We start from the raw sequence: 17,264 nt of genomic DNA, 5'->3' as shown, positions 1-17,264 counted from the left end.
TGATGTCAGGACACTTGCTTTTCTGACACAGTGTCAGAAAAGTCGTACTGGTAAGCAGTACGAGGGAAGCAGTACACGGGAAACAGCGACAAGAGAAGAAGAATGAGGGGGCCGGATGACCGTCACTCAGCGCCGGGGCCGGAAGATCATGATGACGTCGGGCGAGCTGGACGCGTTCCTCGCCGACCAGCGCACCTGCCGGGTCGCGACCGTGTCCACCGACGGCGCCCCGCACGTCAGCGCCCTGTGGTTCCTCTGGGACGGCACCGCGCTCTGGCTGTACTCGGTCGTGCGCAGCAAGCGCTGGGCGGACCTGCGCCGCGATCCACGGGTCGCGATCGTGATCGACACGGGTGAGGAGTACGACGCGCTGCGCGGGGTCGAGCTGTCCGGCGCCGTGGACTTCGTGGGCGAGGCCCCGCGCACCGGCGAGCTGTGCGCCGAACTCGACGCCGTGGAGACGCTGTTCGCCCGCAAGAACTTCGGCCTGGACGCGATGCCGCACGACGGCCGGCACGCGTGGGTGCGGCTGAACCCGGCCAAGATCGTGTCCTGGGACTTCCGCAAACTGGGCGGCGCGTAGGCCCGGTCCGGCCGGTCGGCTCAGCTCACCGACCGACCCGCCTCCTTGAGCGCCCCGACCGCCGCCCGGATCGACGGGCGGCGGTCGGCGTCCGCCCGCCAGACCACGTACACATTCCGGCGCACACGCTGGCGCAACGGGACCATCACGACTCCCTCGGGCACCGGGTGACGTCCGAGCAGGGGCGCGATGCAGACACCCAACCCGGAGGCCACCAGACCGAGTTGGGTGTGCGTCTCGGCCGCCCGGTGGCCGACGATCGGCTCGATGCCGCGCGAGCGCAGCGTGAACATCAGCCACTCGTGGCAGAACTCGCCCTCGCCCCAGGTGATCCACTCGTCCTCGGCGAACTCCCCGAGGTCCACCTCGTCCCGGCCCGCGAGGGGATGCCCGGCCGGCATGGCGACATCGGCGGGATCTTCGAGAATGGACGCCTTGACCAGGCCGTCCGGCACCGGCATCGGCTTGTTGTACCAGTCCAGGACGACGGCGAGATCGAGGTCGCCCCGCACAACGCAGGTGATGCCGCGCTCCGGCTCCATCTCGCACGAGCGCAGCCGCAGCGCGGGGTGCGCCTTGCGCAGCGCCGCGAAGGCGAAGGGAAACAGCCCCCGCGCCGCGGTCGGGAACGCGGACAGTCTCAACTCCCCCGCCACCTGCCCGCGTTGGGCCTCCAGATCGGACTGGGCGAGCTCGACCTGGGACAGGATCCGGGAGGCGTGGTCGGCGAGCAGCCGTCCGGCGTCCGTCAGCCGCACGCCCCGCCCCTGCTTGGCGAGCAACTGCTGCCCGACCTCCCGCTCCAGCTTGGCCAGCTGCTGCGAGACGGCCGAGGTGGTGATGTGCAGCCCCGTCGCGGCGGCGCTGACCGATCCGTGCCGGGCGAGGGCGTCGAGGGTGCGCAGGCGCTCCAGGTTCAACATATAAGCGATGCTACGAGATCCGCGTCGGGAATTATCGCCTGCGCTACACGTACCCGCGCCCGGGCACTGACCGCACCGCAGCGGCGACCGCGTCCGCCAGCACCGCGATCTCCCCTTCCGTCAACGTCGACACCGTGATCCGGATCCCGGGTGGAGCCTGGACCCGGAACCGCGCCCCCGGCGCGACCGCCCATCCCGCGTGCAAGAGGCCGGCGACCGCCCCCGTCTCGTCCGACACGGGGACCCACACGTTCATCCCGCTGCGCCCGTACGCCTCCACCCCTCGTCGGGCGAGCGCTGCGATCAACGCGTCCCGCCGACTGCCGTACGCCGCCGCCACCGCCCGCGCGTCCACCGCCCCGTCGGCCCACAGCCGCAGGACCGCCCGCTGGGTGATCCGGCTGACCCAGCCGGGCCCGAGCCGCTGCCGTCCGCGGACCCGGTCGAGGGTGACGTCGTCCCCGGTGAGCACGGCGAACCGCAGGTCGGGCCCGTACGCCTTGGCGGCCGAGCGCACGAAGGCCCAGTGCCGGGTGACGCCGGCGAGGGGATGCAGGGGGAGGTCGACGATCCGATGACCGTGGTCGTCCTCGACGAGCAGCGTCTGCGGGTGTTCCCGCAGGACGGCGCGCAGAGCACGCGCGCGTGGGGCGGTCACCGCCGCGCCGGTCGGGTTCTGCGCCCGGTCGGTGACGATCAGGGCGCTCGCCCCGGCCGCCAGGGCGCGGCGGACGTCCTCGGGCAGCGGTCCGTCGTCGTCGAGGCCGACCGGAACCGGGCGCAGTCCGAGGGCCGGCACGAGGTCGAGCAGGGAGCCCCAGCCGGGATCCTCGACGGCGACGGTGTCACCCGGCCGCAGATGTGCGGCGAGGACGCGTTCGATCGCGTCCAGCGAGCCGGAGGCGACGGCCACGGGCCCGGCCGGCACGCCGTCCGCGTCCAGGTCGGCCCGGGCCAGGCGCGCCAGCTCGGGTTCGACCGGAGCGTGTCCGTACAGGACCGGCTCCCGGTCGCCCTGCGCGGCGGCCCACGCGAACGCCGGCCCCAACGGTGGCAGCAGGGCCGTGTCCGGGTTGCCGGCCGCTGCGTCCCGCACCCCCGCCGGCACCTCGACGCGGATGAACTCGCGCCCGGTCGTGGCGGGCTTCGACCGCACCCGGCTGCCCCGGCGGCCGTCGGTCTCGATCACCCCCCGTTCGCGCAGGGTGCGATAGGCGGCCGCGACGGTGTTCGGGTTCACCCCCAGCGTCTGGGCCAACTCCCGCATGGGCGGCAGCAGTTGCCCGGGCCGCAGCTCGCCGGCGCTCACCGCCGCCTCCACGCTCGCGGAAATGTCTGCTGCGCGCCGACCTTCGATCGGATACTCTCCTAGCACAAAGGCCATTATGCACTAGAGCAATGGAGAACGCCATGCAGGGGACCCAGGAGCCGACGACACGGGCCGCCGCCTACACCCCGACCGACCGCACGATCCCCACCCGTGCCGCGCAGCGGGCGTCCTACGACAAGGATCTGGTGCACGCGATACTCGACGAGGGCTACGTCTGTCACCTCGGCTTCGTCCGCGACGGCGCGCCCGTCGTGCTGCCGACGCTGTACGCCCGGGTCGGCGAGACGCTCTATGTGCACGGCTCGACGGGCTCGCGTCCGCTGCGGATGACCGGACAGGCGGACCCGGGGCTCCCGGTGTGCCTGACGGTGACGCATGTCGACGGCCTGGTCCTGGCCCGCTCCGCCTTCCACCACTCGATGAACTACCGCTCGGCCGTGGTGCACGGCGTCGCGTACGACGTGACCGACCCGCAGGAGAAGCGCACCGCGCTCGACGCCCTCGTCGACCACGTCGTCCCGGGCCGGTCCGCCGACTCACGTCCCGCCAACAAGAAGGAACTGGCGGCGACCGCGGTGATCCGTCTCGATCTGAACGAGGTCTCGGCCAAGACCCGCACGGGCGGGGTGAACGACGAGCCGGAGGACCTCGCCCTCCCCCACTGGGCCGGCGTCCTCCCGCTGCGCAAGGGGTACGGCGCCCCTCTCCCGGAGGCCGACCTCACCCCCGGCACCGCACTCCCCGACTACCTCTCGGCGTTGTGACGCTCAGCTGCCCGCGCGACGCGTCCCGCGCCGGCGGCTCAGGGACACGGCGCCGGGTAGGAGCTCTCCGTCGTGCGGTACGGAAGGCAGGCCTTCTTCTGGGGTGCGTAGCGCATCAGATGTCTACGGACCTCGGCGGTGTAGGGGCGGAGACGGGCCGGGATGCCGTTCTCGTTCTGCACGACGAAGGTGGCCGTGCGGTACGCGGCAGCCAGGTTGAGGACGGGATCCGTCTCATCCCCACATCCGCCGCGCCGTTCCGTACTGCGCACCGGCGTCGGCCTGACCACGGCGGCGGGTCTCGCGACGCTCGCGCTCCCCTCCCCGGCGTCCGCGTCCGCATCCGCATCCGCGCGGGCCGCCGCAGACGGCCCGCGGACGCCGCCCACCAGTGCCAACGGCTGGCCGATGGAACCGAAGACCGACGGGTCGGGAGCCATCTGGACCCGCCAGGTGCCGGGCAGCTCGGTCTCCGTGGCGCTGCGGATCGGTGCGGCGGCCACCGTGCTCGTCCATGTCGTCCGCCGCTACCACTACGAGATCGACACTCTCGCTCACGGCGAGGTGATCGGCTTCCGCCCGGCGGACCGGACGCTGAAGGGCTACGCGACCAACCACGCCTCGGGGACGGCGGTCGCTATCCGCCCGACCTGGTACCCGGACGGCGCCAAGGACGGTCTCTTCCCCCACCAACTGGCGACGGTCCGCGACATTCTCGAGGAATGCCAGGACGTGGTGGCCTGGGGCGGAGACTTCCGCCACCCGAACGAGTCCCACTTCCAGATCGACGTGCCCCCGTCCGACGCACGCCTGAAGCGGCTCGCGGACAGGATCCGCGGCTGGGAGGAGACGCCTGGCCAGGGGGCGGGGACACTCGCCCTGGGCGTCTGACTTCGGCGGCGTGGGGCTCTTCGCCCCGGGGCGTGCCGCCCAGCTGCCGCTCGTCGCCGGGGCTTCCGATGATCCGGCTCCCTCCCAGCGGGACTGCCGGCCGCGGCCGCGCCGACCCCGGATTGGCTGCACGCCGTCCGGCAGCAAGCTCGCCGCCAAGGCGAACGGCGGCAGGCACTCGGACGCCCGCGGACGCCCCCGCGGTGGCCCGGGCGAGCGGGGGCGGCACGCCCTTCGTGGGACGGGCGCGCCGTACCGCCCCGCAGCGCGCGGCCACTCGGGCAGCATCTGAGGGCTCGCCTCAGGCTGCCGGGGCGGCGGCGCAAGCGTCGGGTCAGACGGCCGTTTCGCGGACGGTCGGCTCCCTTTCGGGGCGGCCGGCGGCCACCGGCTCCGGGGAGCCCTTCGCGGGCGCGGACGACTGTGCGATGAACGCGCCCAGCAGCACCACCGCCCCGCCGACGATCTGCGGCGCCGAGAGGTGCTCGCCGAGCAGCACCCACGCCAGGACGGTCGCGATGACCGCCTCCAGACACGCCACCACTCCGGCGACCTGCGGGGAGAGCCGGCGCACCGAGACCACGCCGGTGACGTAGGCGACGACCGTCGCGATCAGTACGATCCAGGCGAGCAGCAGCCAGGCGGGCACCTCGGCGCCGTTCATGCCGGCGGTGTGCGCGAGCACGGACCAGTCCATGCCCCACGGACGGGCGACGACGGTCAGCACCAGGGCGCCCACGAGGAGACCGTAGGCGATCACGCCCAGCGGGTCGGGGGCGTCGTCGCCCAAACCACTGCCCTGGTCGGACAGGACGAAGTAGCCGACCTGGCAGCAGGCCGCCGCGAGCGCGAGCAGCAGTCCGAAGGCGTCGAAGCTCAGCCCCGACCAGATCTCCACGACACAGGCCAGTCCGCCCACCGCGAGGACCACACCGAGCGCGGCGGCACGCGCCACGGGCCTGCGCTGCACGAACCGCACCCAGCCCAGCACGAGCGCGGGCGCAAGGTACTCCACGAGCAGCGCGACGCCGACGGGGATGCGGGATATGGAGGCGAAGTAGAACGCCTGCACGCCGGCCACGCCGAGCAGACCGAACCCGGCGAGCAGCGCGGGGCGGGTGCGCAGCAGCGCGCGATGTCGCCAGGCGAGCGGCAGCATCACCAGGGCCGCGCCGGTCACCCGCAGCCACACCACGTGCAGCGGGTCCAGGCCCGCCTCGATCAACGGCTTGGCCGCGACCCCGGATCCGCCGAAGGCGATGGCCGACCCGACCGCCAGACCGAGCCCGATGCCCTTTCCACGGTTGCCCTGACTGCTCACAGACGTATGCACCGGCACATGATGACAGGCGACGACATGAGCGTCATCCCCGTTGACACCTGTCTCATCGACTGGACGGTGCCGGACCGGCACAGCGCGGTCGGTCAGCGGTCGAGGCCACCGTCCTCGATCAGACCGCCCTCGATCAGACCGTCCTCGATGCGGGCGCGCAGTTCGTACACGTCGACGCCGGCCCGGGTGAGCACCTCGACGGCCCGCGCCTGCGGGTCCTCGACGATCGCCACGAGCAGATCGACGCCACGGGCCGGCGCGCCGTCGCGCAGGACGGCCCGCACGCACGCGTGCTCGAGCGCGAGCGCGGCCAGCGGCGAGAACCCCTCGACGACGGTCACGACGGGCAGGGCCCCGGAGTCCTCGACACCGCTCTGCCAGCGCAGGCCGTAGCCGATGCTGCGCTGGACGAGATAGCCGAGCAGCCGGGCGAGCTGGGGTCCGCCGTCGAAGGCGGCGCGGACCTGGGAGTCGTGCTCCAGGAGCGAGTGCAGCAGGTGGGCGGTGTCGATCTGGCGGTCCCCGTCTCTGACCGCCCGGCGGCGGGCGGCGGCGAGCGCCGCCGCGGGCTCGGCACCGAGCCTGGGATCGTCGTACATGCCGTGCGCCGCCTGGTCGAGCGGCGACTGCCGGGGAATACGGGGTTGCACATCCCCTACCCCATCAGTCCCGACCGGGTCCGGTCATCCCCGGCGGGAAGCATCTTGGCGTCCCACGCAGAGCGGACCAGGGGTGCCGCAATCTCCTCCTCACGGATGAGATCAGACCATTTCCCGCGCAGAGGCGCGCGCCGCCTTGCGCTGCGCCCCTCGTGCAACCGTCGAGCCCCGCCCGCACGTCCCCCACGGACATGGAGAGCGCGTGCTGGCTGGTGACCCTGCCGGCGATCGACGGCCGACAGTACGTCTACCGGGTGTACGCCCCCGCAGAAGCGCTGCCCGCCGACCTCTTCTGGCAGGCGTGGCACTGCCACGACGAGGGGCCCTTCCCGCGCGCGTGGGACGTGTTCGACGCGGCGGTGATCCGCCGGGTGGGCGGATCGCCCGACCGCCGGTTCGACTGACGACCGCGCCCACGGCTCGACTGACGGTTCATCAGTATTGAATGTTGGCGGCCTTGGGGCTACTTTCCGCGACGACGCAGCCGAGTCGCCCGACATGAAGAGCCCGACACGAAGAGGTGGTCGCATGGCCGAGATCAGCGCCGAGGCACGCATCCAGGCACCGGCCGAGCAGGTGTGGGCCCAGCTCACCGACTGGCCGAAATACGGGGAGTGGAACGCCACCCACACCAACTTCCCCAAGGGCGGCCCCAAGACCCTCGAACTGGGCGCGACCTTCCAGGAGAACATGAAGCTCATGGGCTTCCCGGCGGAGGTCGAGTGGACCGTGGCGGAACTGGAGCCGGCCCGGGTGCTCGCCATCCGCGGGAAGGGCCCGATGGCGGTGGCCGTGGCCACCCGCTACACCCTGACCCCCGACGGCGACGCCACGACGGTCCGCATCGACGGCGAGTTCACGGGCGCGGCCGTGTCGCTGATGGCGGGCAAGCTCAAGGACTCGGGGACGGCGGCCCTGAACGAGTCGCTGCGCAAGCTGGGCGCACTGGTGGTCTGAGGCAAGACAGAGGCACGCGCGCGTGAAGGCGCCCCGTGGACGATTCCACGGGGCGCCTTCCTCGTCGTGCAGCAGTGCAGCAGTGCAGCCGTGTGCTACTGCACGGCCGTACGGCGGCTACCGCCTCAGTCCTCGTCGGCGAGGATCAGGTACAGCTTCTTGCGGGCGTCGTTGATGACCGCGAGCGCCTTCTCGCGCTGCTCCTTGCTGCCGGTCTTCCAGACCTGCCCGAAGGCCTCCATCAGACCGAAGCCGGCCTGGCGGATCTCGGTGAGAGCCTCCCAGTCGACCCCGCGCGTGGCCTCTTCCCAGGGGGCCTCGGGCCCCTCTTCGGCCGCCGTGCGGCCCTCGTCGGTGAGCGAGAACAGCTTCTTGCCGCCGTCGCTCTCACTGCTGATCAGGCCCTCGTCCTCCAGGAGCTGGAGGGTCGGGTACACCGAGCCCGGGCTGGGCTTCCATGCCCCGCCGCTGCGTTCGGCGATCTCCTGGATCATCTCGTAGCCGTGCATCGGCCGGTCCTTGAGCAGGGCCAGGATCGAGGCCCGTACGTCACCTCGCCGCGCCCTCCCCCTGGGTCCGCCGCGCCCTCGCCCGCCCCAGGGGCCGGGTCCGAAGCCGGGGCCCCCGAAGCCGGGGCCGAAGCCCGGACCACCGGGACCGCCCGGGCCGAAGGGCCCGAAGGCCGCACGCCGTCCGTCGAAGCCGCCGCGGCCGCCGCGCCGGGGGCCGTCCTGTCCATGTCCACGCTCGAATCCGTGGGTACGCATCGCAAACCACTCCTTCATTCCATCGTTGATCTGTCGCGATGCGTCAACGATATATCGTGAACAGTTCGCTTGGCAAGGCCCTCGCGTTTTAGGGTGCGGACATGACATCGCGCACCGCTTCGGACGACGCTTCGGACGCCACCTCCCACCACGCCTCGCACCACGCCTCCCACCACGCCTCGCACCGCACCTCGGGCCGCACCTCGGACGCCTACCTCGCCGAGCTGTTCTCGCTGGAGGGCCGGGTCGCCGTCGTGACCGGCGGCAGTTCCGGCATCGGCCGGGCCATCGCCGGGGCGCTGGCGCGCGCCGGCGCGAGCACGGTGATCGTGGCCCGCAAGGAGGCCGAACTGGCCGCCACGGTCGAGGAGCTGGCGGCGGACGGCTGCCGGGCGGGCTGGGTCAGCGCCGACCTCAGCACCCGGGACGGGGTGCGCGCGGCGGCGGAGCAGGCGGTCGAGGTGTTCGGCGAGCCCGACATCCTCGTCAACTGCGCCGGGATCAACCTGCGGCCCCCGATGGACGAGCTCGACGAGGACGTCTGGGACGCCACGATGGCGCTGAACCTGGATGCGCCCTACCTGCTGGGCCGACGCTTCGGGCCCGGCATGGCCGAGCGGGGCTTCGGGCGGATCATCCACATCACCTCGCAGCAGGCGCACCGGGCGTTCGTGCGGAGCGGCGCGTACGGGGTCTCCAAGGGGGCGCTTGAGTCGCTGGCCCGTTCGCAGGCGGAGGCGTGGTCGCCGTACGGGGTCACCTGCAACACGCTGGTGCCCGGCTTCGTGATGACCCCGCTCAACGCGCGGTTGTCGTCCGACCCCGAGAAGGTGGCGGCGCTGGCCGCGCGCACGATGGTCGGGCGCAACGGCCTGGCCGAGGACTTCGCCGGAGCGGCGGTGTTCCTGGCGAGCCGCGCCTCCGGCTACGTCACCGGCCAGGCGCTCTTCGTCGACGGCGGGTTCTCCGTCCACTGAGCCGAGCCCGCCGAACGGGCGGTGGCCAGGTCGCCGCGCTCTACGCCGCCTGCGGGACGAACTGGACGATGTCGTCCGCACCGTCGGACTGGACCACACCGTAGGTGCCCTCGGGGACCTCGTTCCAGGCGCCGGGCAGATCGCCCAGGGGCTCGGAGACGATGAGGCGGGTCTCGTCGGAGACCTCGCGCAGGAACTCCAGGTCGGGGTGGAGCGCCCGGAGCGTCTCCACGCGGGTGCTGTAGAACAGCGAGCGGGAGGCTCCCTGGCTGGAGTAGCGGAACGCCCACAGCCGTTGTCCGTCGGTCACCGCGATGGTCATCTGGAGCGGGAACTCCACGCCGTGCTCATGGCCGACGCGTTCCACCAGGCCCGCCATCCGCGCGACGGCGCCCGGCGGGTCCTCCTCCAGGCCCAGGGTGAGCGCCAGGAAGAACATCATCTCGGAGTCCGTCGACCCCTCGATGTCGGGGAAGAGCGCGGGGTCGACGGCGAGGGCGAGGTCCCGGTGGATCAGGTGGAAGTCGGTGATCGCACCGTTGTGCATCCACATCCAGCGGCCGTGCCGGAACGGGTGGGAGTTGGTCTGCTGCACCGCCGTGCCGGTCGAGGCCCGGATGTGGGCGAAGAACAGCGGTGAGCGGACATGACCGGCGATCTCCCGCAGATTGCGGTTGCTCCAGGCGGGGCCGATCTCCCGGACGACCGCGGGGCTCCCGTCGTCCGCGTCGGCTGCGTACCAGCCGACGCCGAAGCCGTCGCCGTTCGTCGTCTCGACGCCCATCCGGGAGTGCAGGCTCTGGTCGATCAGCGAGTGGGCCGGTCGGTAGAGAATCGTTTCGAGCAGGACCGGGGTACCCGAGTAGGCAAGCCATCGGCACATCGTCTAACGCCTTCCTGGAGACACCGGGCGGTCCGGGCGGGCCGGGCCGGTCATGCCGCGGACCTGTTCGGCTTCACCACGCACAGCGCCCAGATGACGAACGCGGAGAACGCGATCAGCACGACGGACCAGACCGGGTAGTACGGCAGGGAGAGGAAGTTGGCGATGATGATCAGCCCGGCGACGGCCACGCCCCCGACCCGCGCCCACATCGCCCCCTGGAACAGACCCAGGCTGACGATCACGGCGACCACGCCCAGGGCGAGGTGGATCCAGCCCCAGCCGGTGAGATCGAACGCGAAGACGTAGTTGCGGGTCGTCACGAAGACGTCGTCCTCGGCGATCCCCATCACGCCGCGGAAGATGTCGAGCACTCCGGAGAGCATGAGCGTGACGGCTGCGAAGATCATCAGGCCCTGGGCCCACTGTTGCTTGGCCGTGTGCCGCCCGGCCGACGGCGTGGTGTGTGACGCGGTCATCCCGTTGCCTCGATTCGGTGTCGTCGTTCGACGAGTGCACGGACTTGCGGAACTCAGCGGCCGGAGCCGCTCAGGACGAGCTGCTTGGCCTTGGTGAACTCCTCGTCCGTGATGTCGCCACGGGCGCGGATCTCGGAGAGTCGGGCGAGTTCGTCGACGCTGCTGGAGCTGCCGCCGGTGCCCTTGGCGGTCTCACGGACGTAGCTGTCGAAGGCCTGCTGTTGATCACGCGCCTGCTTGACCTCCCGGCGCCCCATGCCCTTGCCCCGCGCGATCACGTAGACGAACACGCCCAGGAAGGGCAGGACGATGCAGAACACCAGCCAGCCGGCCTTGGCCCAGCCGCTGAGTTCGTCGTCGCGGAAGATGTCGACGATGCAGCGGAACAGCAGGACGAACCACATGATCCACAGGAAGAACACCAGCATGGTCCAGAAGGCGCTCAGCAGCGGATAGTCGTACGCGAGGTACGTGTCCCCATTCATCTGTCTCCTCCGTCCCGGGCCTGCGCCCGAAAACCCGAAGTGCGTGCCGTTCCCACCCTGCACAGGGCGGGAGCCCGGCGGCCTCACCCCAGACGGGTGAGGCCGCTCAGCCGGTCCCGACGGGGGCGCTCGGCCGGCTCGGCCGCGCCCTCCGGCGGAGCGCGGCGCGCCAGGCGAGGGCGACCGCCGCCTCCACCAGGCCGAGGAGGACGAGCCACAGGCCCAGCAGCCGGGTCAGCGCCAGGGCCGACTCGGTCGGCAGGGCGAGCACCACGATCCCCGCGACGACGGCGAGCACCGCGGCGCCGAGGACGACTCCCCGGTGCGGCAGGTCCTTGGCGGCGAGCGCCGTGAAGAGCGTGAGAATGCCGGACACCAGCCACAGGACGCCGACGATCAGCGACAGCGCGGCGATGGTCTGCAGCGGGTGCCGCAGCGACAGCACCCCGGCCACCACGTACAGCACGGCCAGCAGGAGCCCGGTGACCCGCTCGCCGTGGTCCTCCCCGGCGAAGGACGCGACGAACCGGAACACCCCGGTGACCAGCAGGTACAGGCCGATGAGGACCGCGAGGACGTGCAGGGTCTCGTCCGGCCAGACCAGGATCAGGATGCCCGGCACGAGCATGGCGAGAGCCGAGCCGAGGATCCACAGCCAGGAGCGCCCGAGCGCGGCCAGGCCCTCGGCGGGATCGACGCCGACGGGCCCGGTGTGCGGTGCGGGACCGGACGACACGCTCATGGCTCCTCCTCGCGCACGACTCCACGTCACGCCGGCGGTCGGCGTCACTCCGGCAGTTGGCGCATCTCCAGGACCCGCAGGCCCAGGGACTGGCAGCGGGCCAGCAGCCCGTACAGGTGCGCCTCGTCGACGACGTGTCCGAACAGCACGGTCTGCCCGGACATGACCACATACTCCAGCTCCGGGAAGGCCCTGGTCAGCGCCTCCGACAGATGTCCGTCGACGCGGAACTCATAGCGCATGTGCTGCTCCCCCGGGATGGCCTGGGACGGCGGACCGCGCTCTGTTCCCACGATCGTCCGCCCCTGTCGCCCGTCCGGCCTCACCCCATGCAGGTGATGTCCGCCCACGTCGCACGTCCGGTACGTGCCTCTAGTGCGTCACGAAGAGCTTGAACGCGATGATCAGCAGGCCGAGCACGAGGTTCACCGCGGCGGTCAGGGACACCAGGTGCCACGAGGCTCCGGCGCGCCGTGCCGCCGCCGCGGACCAGCCCACCTGGCCCGCGACGGCGACCGTGAGGGCGAGCCAGAGAGTGCCCTCCAGGTCGAGGCCGAGCAGCGGACTGACGGCCACGGCGACGGCCGGCGGCACCGCGGCGTTGACGATCGGCCACTCCTCCCGGCACACCCGCAGCACGACCCGACGACCCAGGCCCTGCTGGGCCAGCCGCGCCCCGAACAGCTGGGCGTGCACATGCGCGACCCAGAACACGACGCCGGTGAGCAACAGCAGCAGCATGAGCTCAAGGCGCGGGAACGAGTCCAGGGAGCCGGCGCCGACGACCACCGAGGCGGCCAGCATGGATCCGTAGACGCCGCCGGTGTAGTCGGTCTCGGCCCGGCGCTCGGCGATGTCCGCCCGGACCGCCGAGCCGTGTCCCGTCCCCGCCATCGTGACCTCCCTCGACGAGTCGGACGAGCCGGACGAGCCTCAAGAGCCGGAGAAACCGAAAGCAACAAAAGCAACGAAAGCACCGGAAGAGCCGGACGGCTCAGCGGCGCGATCCCGTCGCGTCGGCCGGCGCGCCGGTGTCGGGCCGCCCCGGGCGTTCGGCCTTGCGGGCCGGCAGATGCGAGGTGACCAGGAAACTGGCCAGAGTGATCCCGCCGGCGGCGAGGATCGCCGCCTTCAGACCGTCGAGCTGCGCCGAGGCGTACGAGTCCACGAGGGCGTCGACCTCGGAGGGCGGCAGACCGGCGTCCTCGGCCGCCGCGCGCACCTCTTCGGTCGGGACGAAGCTGATCCCCGCCTCGAGAGCCACGCCGGTCTGCTGACGGGTCTCCTCCGACAGCCGGGGGTCGTCCGCCACCTGTGTGGTGAAGGCCTGGGCCAGCGCGCCCACGAGCAGCGATCCGATGAGCGCGGTGCCCAGCGCGGAGCCCAGGTTCTGGGCCGTGAACTGCAGCCCGCCGACCTCGCTGCGCTCGTCCTCCCCCACGCTGGACTGGACGACGTTGCCCAGCTGCGAGGCGAGCAGGCCCATGCCCACCCCGAGCAGGGCCATCGCTCCGGCGAACTGCGCGTCGTCGATCTCGGGGTCGATCGTGGCCAGCAACCACACGACGGCCCCGACCAGGGTCACCAGGGCGAGCCGCACGATCCGGCGCGGCCCGGCCACCCGGCCCAGCCTGGAGGCGCCCATGGAGGCGGCCAGCATGGTGATCGACACCGGGAGCAGTCGCAGGCCCGTCTCGAAGGCGTCGAAGCCCTGCACGACCTGGAGGTACAGCGGGATGGTGAAGAACAGCCCCAACAGGATGAGGTTCTGGCTGAGCAGGCACATCAGGCCGGATCGCAGCGCGGGCCGGTGCAGCAGCGCCAGATGCACCAGGGGCTCGGCGCGCCGGGCCTCGCGGCGCCGCTCCCAGTGCACGAAGACGGCCAGCACGGCCACTCCGGCGCCGATGACGAACAGCGTGGGCGAGAACCCGAAGACGGTGAAGGGCGGGTTGCGGGGCTGGACCCAGCCCCAGGTCCCGCTCTGCAGCACCCCGAGCACGCCGAGCGCCAGACCGGCCGCCGAGAGCGCGGCGCCCACGCCGTCGAGGTGGTGTCGCGCCCCGGTTCGGGGGGACTCCGGGATCACCCGGCGGAAGCACAGCATCACCAGGACCACCACGACCTCGCCGGCGAAGACGAGCCGCCAGGTCAGATACGTCGTGACCCAGCCGCCCAGCAGCGGGCCGACCGCGATGCCCGCGCCGGCCAGGCCTCCGATGACCCCGTAGGCGACGGCCCGGTCCCGCCCCCGGTAGGACTCGGCGACCAGCGCCGCCATGGCCGGCAGGACCATCGCGGCGCCCAGTCCCTCGATGACCGACCAGCCGAGCGCGAGGACCCAGAGGGTGGGAGCGGCGGCGGTGAGGGCCGATCCCGTGGCGTAGACGACGAGGCCGAGCAGGAAGAGCCGGCGGCGTCCGAAGATGTCCCCGAACCGGCCGCCGATGATCATGAAGGCGGCCATGACCAGGGCGTACAGCGTGATGACCGCCTGGATGGCGGTCACCTCGGTGTCGAAGTCCTCGACCAGTTGGCTGATCGAGACGTTCATGACGGAGGTGTCCAGCACCATCAGGAACTGGGCGGTGCCCAGGACCATCAGAGCCCGCCAGCGGGTCACGGTGTCCACACCTCCATGGCAGCGGAGATGTCCGGTCGCCGCCTCACCCACCACGGGCGAGCCGCGGGAGCCGGACCCGCTCGGTCACAGCAGCTTCAGCTCTCGGGCCCGGCGCACGGCGTCGCCCCGACGGTTGACCGCGAGCTTGCGGTAGGCGCTCTTGAGATGGGTCTTGACGGTGTTGACGGAGACATAGAGATCGGCGGCGATCTCCTCCGTCGACATCATCAGGGCCAGCCTGCGCAGCACGTCGCGTTCGCGTCCGCTCAGCTCCTCCACGACGGGCGCCGGCGGGCCGTCGGGCGGCGGTGCGCCGGGGGTCGGCCGGTCCGCGGCCGGTCCCCGCGGTGCGGCGGCGCCGAGGAAGGGGCGGATCCACGGTCCGGCCTCGATGAAGGGACGGCGCAGCCCGTCGCGCTGTGCCTCGCGCAGCGCCCGGGCGACGAGCCTGCACGCGGCGGCCGCGTCCCCCGCCTCGTGCGCCGCCTGTGCCCTCAGCAGCGTGGCCCGGACGGTCACGGCGGGGCCGTAGCGGCCCTCGGCGCGCACACCGTCGAGCAGGTCGACCGCCGCCCGGGGCCGGCCCGCGGCGAGTTCGGCGCGCGCGGCGCCCACCACCCAGGCGGGCTGCTCGTCGGACAGCGCCCGCAGCACCTCGACGGCCGTCTCCGGTCGTCCTTCGGCCAGATGCGCGGCGGACACGACGAGCGCCGTCTGTTCCTCCGCCCAGGGAGAGACCACGGCGGCCGGAACGGCCTGTTCCGCTACCGCGAGCGCGGCCCTGGTGTCGCCGCGGGCCAGCCGCAGCCGGGCGGTGGCGATGGCCCGGCCCGCGTCCAGGACCGGGTCCCGCCAGGCGGGGTGCGACTCCACGGCCTCGTCGGCCTCGTCGAGGAGGGTCTGAGCCCGCCCCAGGTCGTTGCGGTCGACGGCGACGGCGGCCAGGACCAGCCGTCCCATGCCGGAGGCGGACGGCTGGGTCAGGCCGTACCGCTCCGTCCCGGTCAGCGCGGCCCGCGCCTTGCGTTCCGCCCTGCCGGGCCAGCCGTTCAGGTAGTCGATCAGCGCCAGCCGGCCCAGCGAGTCCTCGCGGGCGAGCGCCGTCGAGGCCCCTTCCGGGGCGCCGGTCACCTTCGTCAGGGCGGCGCACGCGTCCTCGAACCGTCCGGCCCACAGCCGCGCCGAGCCCAGATGGGCCAGCAGGAGGGCGATGAGTTCGGGATGCCTGTCCAGCAGGTGGGCGGGGACCTGGTCGCGCAGCGACTCGGCCGTCGCCGCGGCCGTCTCCGCCCGGCCCGGCGCACCGGTGAGCCGGGCGGCCAGCGCCTCGAGCAGGGCGCAGCTCAACCGGGCGGCGACCAGGCCGGACTCCTCGCCCTCCGGGCTCCACTCGGCCGCCCGGGTCCGTCCCGCCGTCAGACCCGGTTCGGCCGTCAGACCCTGTTCCGCGTGCCGCAGATGGACCAGACCGTGGTCGAGGTCGCGCCGGGACAGCTCACGGGCCGCACGGACCAGATCCGTGGCCGGACCTGTGGCCTCCGGTCCCATCCGGGAGAACAGTTCGGCGAGTTCGTCGGAGCGCAGGCCGGTGAAGAGCCGGCCGATGGCGAGGTCGTCGACCAGGGCGCCCGCGGTGAACTCCCAGTCGCCCGCGGCCGCGCCATGGCCCAGCGTCTCGGCGAGGGACCCCGAGCCCCGCAGCCAGTGCGCCGCCCGCTGGTGCAGCGCGGGCTCCAGGCCCGGCGACCGCACCCGCAGATGGGCCCGGAGGATCTCCCCGAACAGCGGGTGGAGACGGTACCGGTCCTGCCCGAGGTGCTCGACGAACGCGTTCTCGCGACACAGTCCGACGAGGATGGGCTCGGCGTCGGCGCGCCCCGTCAGCGCGTTCACCAGCTCGGGACAGAACCGGTCGAGGACGCTGACCCGCAGCAGCAGGTCCTGTGTCTCGGGGGGCTGCCGTCTGAGCACCTCGGCCAGCAGAAAGTCGGCGACCGTGCTGCGGTCGGCCTCGAACTCCTTGAGATACCGCTCCGGGTCCGGGCTCTCCCGCGCGGCGAGGGCACACAGCCGCAGGCCGGCGGCCCAGCCCCGGGTGCGTTCCACCAGCCCCTGCGTCGCGTGCGCCGGCAGCCGCAGCCCGTGCAGCTCCAGCAGCTCGGTCGCCTCCTCGGGGGTGAAGGCGAGCTCCGCGCCCCGGATCTCCGTCAGTCCGCCGGCCGCCCGGTACCGGTGCAACGGCAGCAGCGGCTCGGTGCGGGTGACGAGGACCAGGCGCAGGCCGTCGCCCGCGTGGTGCACGACGAACTCCAACTGCTCCGCGATCTCGGGGTCGGTCACCCGGTCGTACTCGTCCAGCACCACGATCACCGGCCGGTCCCGGGCGCTCAGCTCGGCGGCGAGCCGCGCGGGCAGCGTGGGCGGTACCCGGGACGCGTCCGCCGGGCAGCCGATCCCGTCGGACAGGGACACGCCGGCGGAGCGCAGGGCCTGGAGCAGATACGCCCAGAGCATGCCCGGCCCCTGGCCCGCCGCGTCGGTGGTGAGCCAGGCGACGGGCCGCTCGCGCGCCGCGGCCCAGTCGGCGACGAGCAGTGTCTTGCCGGCGCCCGCGGCTCCGTTGACCATGGTCAACGGAGTCCCCAGCGCCTGGTCGAGGTGTCTCACCAGGCGCTCACGCCGCAGGAACGTCACCGGCCGGGCCGGCACGACGAACCGCGTACGCAGAAACGGATCCCCCTGAGGGTCTCCGAGACCAGCCATGGCGCTCACCGCCCTGGTCGTCAGATCATGCGCAGCACACCCTTCCAGGATCCCAGTGATCCGCTCCGGGCGCGCTGCGAGCCCGCAACGGCCTGCCACGGAAAG

The 17,264-nt window shown here is 72.5% G+C and carries 20 protein-coding genes; 6 read left to right on the top strand and 14 right to left on the bottom strand.

Translation table 11 applies throughout. The annotated features are described in order from the left end of the window. The first annotated feature begins 115 nt into the window (after positions 1-115). Complete coding sequence (locus ABZ725_RS44680; protein WP_358808099.1) at positions 116-583, top strand: pyridoxamine 5'-phosphate oxidase family protein; 468 nt, start codon at positions 116-118, stop codon at positions 581-583. A gap of 20 nt (positions 584-603) precedes the next feature. Here the strand turns inward: ABZ725_RS44680 and ABZ725_RS44675 are convergent, their stop codons facing one another. Then, a complete protein-coding gene (locus ABZ725_RS44675; protein WP_358808098.1) occupies positions 604-1,506 on the bottom strand; it encodes a LysR family transcriptional regulator in 903 nt (300 codons plus the stop codon). 43 nt (positions 1,507-1,549) lie between these two features. Then, positions 1,550-2,881: an aminotransferase class I/II-fold pyridoxal phosphate-dependent enzyme gene (locus tag ABZ725_RS44670; RefSeq protein ID WP_358808097.1), complete on the bottom strand. Its 1,332-nt coding sequence runs from the start codon at positions 2,879-2,881 to the stop codon at positions 1,550-1,552. A 35-nt stretch (positions 2,882-2,916) separates the two neighbouring features. Between ABZ725_RS44670 and ABZ725_RS44665 the strand changes: the two genes are divergently transcribed. Beyond that, positions 2,917-3,600 carry a pyridoxamine 5'-phosphate oxidase family protein gene (locus ABZ725_RS44665; protein WP_358808096.1) on the top strand — a complete coding sequence of 228 codons (684 nt, stop codon included), beginning with the start codon at positions 2,917-2,919 and terminating at the stop codon, positions 3,598-3,600. Positions 3,601-3,638: 38 nt separating this feature from the next. Here the strand turns inward: ABZ725_RS44665 and ABZ725_RS44660 are convergent, their stop codons facing one another. After that, a complete protein-coding gene (locus tag ABZ725_RS44660; RefSeq protein WP_358808095.1) occupies positions 3,639-4,103 on the bottom strand; it encodes a hypothetical protein in 465 nt (154 codons plus the stop codon). Between ABZ725_RS44660 and ABZ725_RS44655 the strand changes: the two genes are divergently transcribed. Continuing rightward, positions 4,075-4,491 carry a hypothetical protein gene (locus ABZ725_RS44655; RefSeq protein WP_358808094.1) on the top strand — a complete coding sequence of 139 codons (417 nt, stop codon included), beginning with the start codon at positions 4,075-4,077 and terminating at the stop codon, positions 4,489-4,491. The genes ABZ725_RS44660 and ABZ725_RS44655 overlap by 29 nt on opposite strands. A gap of 334 nt (positions 4,492-4,825) precedes the next feature. Here the strand turns inward: ABZ725_RS44655 and ABZ725_RS44650 are convergent, their stop codons facing one another. After that, on the bottom strand, positions 4,826-5,830 hold the full coding sequence (locus ABZ725_RS44650) for an EamA family transporter (RefSeq protein WP_358808093.1): 1,005 nt from the start codon (positions 5,828-5,830) through the stop codon (positions 4,826-4,828). A gap of 86 nt (positions 5,831-5,916) precedes the next feature. Further along, positions 5,917-6,474, bottom strand: coding sequence for a Clp protease N-terminal domain-containing protein (locus ABZ725_RS44645; protein WP_358808092.1), 558 nt, complete (start codon positions 6,472-6,474; stop codon positions 5,917-5,919). A 200-nt stretch (positions 6,475-6,674) separates the two neighbouring features. On the opposite strand from ABZ725_RS44645, the gene ABZ725_RS44640 reads away from it, so the two are divergent. Both ABZ725_RS44640 and ABZ725_RS44635 read left to right on the top strand, forming a co-directional pair. After that, positions 6,675-6,887 (top strand): hypothetical protein, encoded by a 213-nt coding sequence (locus ABZ725_RS44640; RefSeq protein WP_358808091.1) that lies wholly within the window; start codon positions 6,675-6,677, stop codon positions 6,885-6,887. A gap of 124 nt (positions 6,888-7,011) precedes the next feature. Then, the gene (locus ABZ725_RS44635; protein ID WP_358808090.1) at positions 7,012-7,440 is read left to right on the top strand and encodes an SRPBCC family protein; all 429 of its coding nucleotides are present in this window, start codon (positions 7,012-7,014) and stop codon (positions 7,438-7,440) included. A 125-nt stretch (positions 7,441-7,565) separates the two neighbouring features. On the opposite strand, the gene ABZ725_RS44630 is transcribed toward ABZ725_RS44635, so the two are convergent. Then, positions 7,566-8,207 (bottom strand): PadR family transcriptional regulator, encoded by a 642-nt coding sequence (locus tag ABZ725_RS44630; protein ID WP_358808089.1) that lies wholly within the window; start codon positions 8,205-8,207, stop codon positions 7,566-7,568. 101 nt (positions 8,208-8,308) lie between these two features. Here ABZ725_RS44630 and ABZ725_RS44625 point away from each other — a divergent pair, with 101 nt between their 5' ends. Then, positions 8,309-9,184, top strand: a complete 876-nt coding sequence (locus ABZ725_RS44625; protein ID WP_358808088.1) for an SDR family oxidoreductase — start codon at positions 8,309-8,311, stop codon at positions 9,182-9,184. 40 nt (positions 9,185-9,224) lie between these two features. Here ABZ725_RS44625 and ABZ725_RS44620 read toward each other — a convergent pair whose 3' ends face one another. The 8 genes from ABZ725_RS44620 to ABZ725_RS44585 all read right to left on the bottom strand — a co-directional run bounded on the left by ABZ725_RS44620 (position 9,225) and on the right by ABZ725_RS44585 (position 17,159). Beyond that, positions 9,225-10,067, bottom strand: a complete 843-nt coding sequence (locus ABZ725_RS44620; protein ID WP_358808087.1) for a class II glutamine amidotransferase — start codon at positions 10,065-10,067, stop codon at positions 9,225-9,227. Positions 10,068-10,117: 50 nt separating this feature from the next. Beyond that, entirely contained in the window at positions 10,118-10,546 is a 429-nt protein-coding gene (locus tag ABZ725_RS44615; protein ID WP_358808086.1) for a hypothetical protein, read from the bottom strand. A gap of 53 nt (positions 10,547-10,599) precedes the next feature. Beyond that, positions 10,600-11,031 carry an SHOCT domain-containing protein gene (locus tag ABZ725_RS44610; RefSeq protein ID WP_358808085.1) on the bottom strand — a complete coding sequence of 144 codons (432 nt, stop codon included), beginning with the start codon at positions 11,029-11,031 and terminating at the stop codon, positions 10,600-10,602. Between the two features lie 106 nt (positions 11,032-11,137). After that, on the bottom strand, positions 11,138-11,773 hold the full coding sequence (locus ABZ725_RS44605) for a DUF308 domain-containing protein (protein ID WP_358808084.1): 636 nt from the start codon (positions 11,771-11,773) through the stop codon (positions 11,138-11,140). 44 nt (positions 11,774-11,817) lie between these two features. Next, positions 11,818-12,015, bottom strand: a complete 198-nt coding sequence (locus ABZ725_RS44600) for a hypothetical protein (RefSeq protein ID WP_358808083.1) — start codon at positions 12,013-12,015, stop codon at positions 11,818-11,820. Between the two features lie 130 nt (positions 12,016-12,145). Further along, entirely contained in the window at positions 12,146-12,667 is a 522-nt protein-coding gene (locus tag ABZ725_RS44595) for a hypothetical protein (RefSeq protein WP_358808082.1), read from the bottom strand. A gap of 100 nt (positions 12,668-12,767) precedes the next feature. Further along, positions 12,768-14,396 carry an MFS transporter gene (locus ABZ725_RS44590; protein ID WP_358808201.1) on the bottom strand — a complete coding sequence of 543 codons (1,629 nt, stop codon included), beginning with the start codon at positions 14,394-14,396 and terminating at the stop codon, positions 12,768-12,770. Positions 14,397-14,480: 84 nt separating this feature from the next. After that, complete coding sequence (locus ABZ725_RS44585; RefSeq protein WP_358808081.1) at positions 14,481-17,159, bottom strand: LuxR C-terminal-related transcriptional regulator; 2,679 nt, start codon at positions 17,157-17,159, stop codon at positions 14,481-14,483. Positions 17,160-17,264 lie beyond the last annotated feature (105 nt).

Source organism: Streptomyces sp. NPDC006872 (assembly GCF_040635845.1).
Classification (GTDB): Bacteria; Actinomycetota; Actinomycetes; order Streptomycetales; family Streptomycetaceae; genus Streptomyces.
The sequence above is the reverse complement of the archived record's forward strand: the minus strand, read 5'-3'. Positions and strand labels throughout refer to the sequence as shown.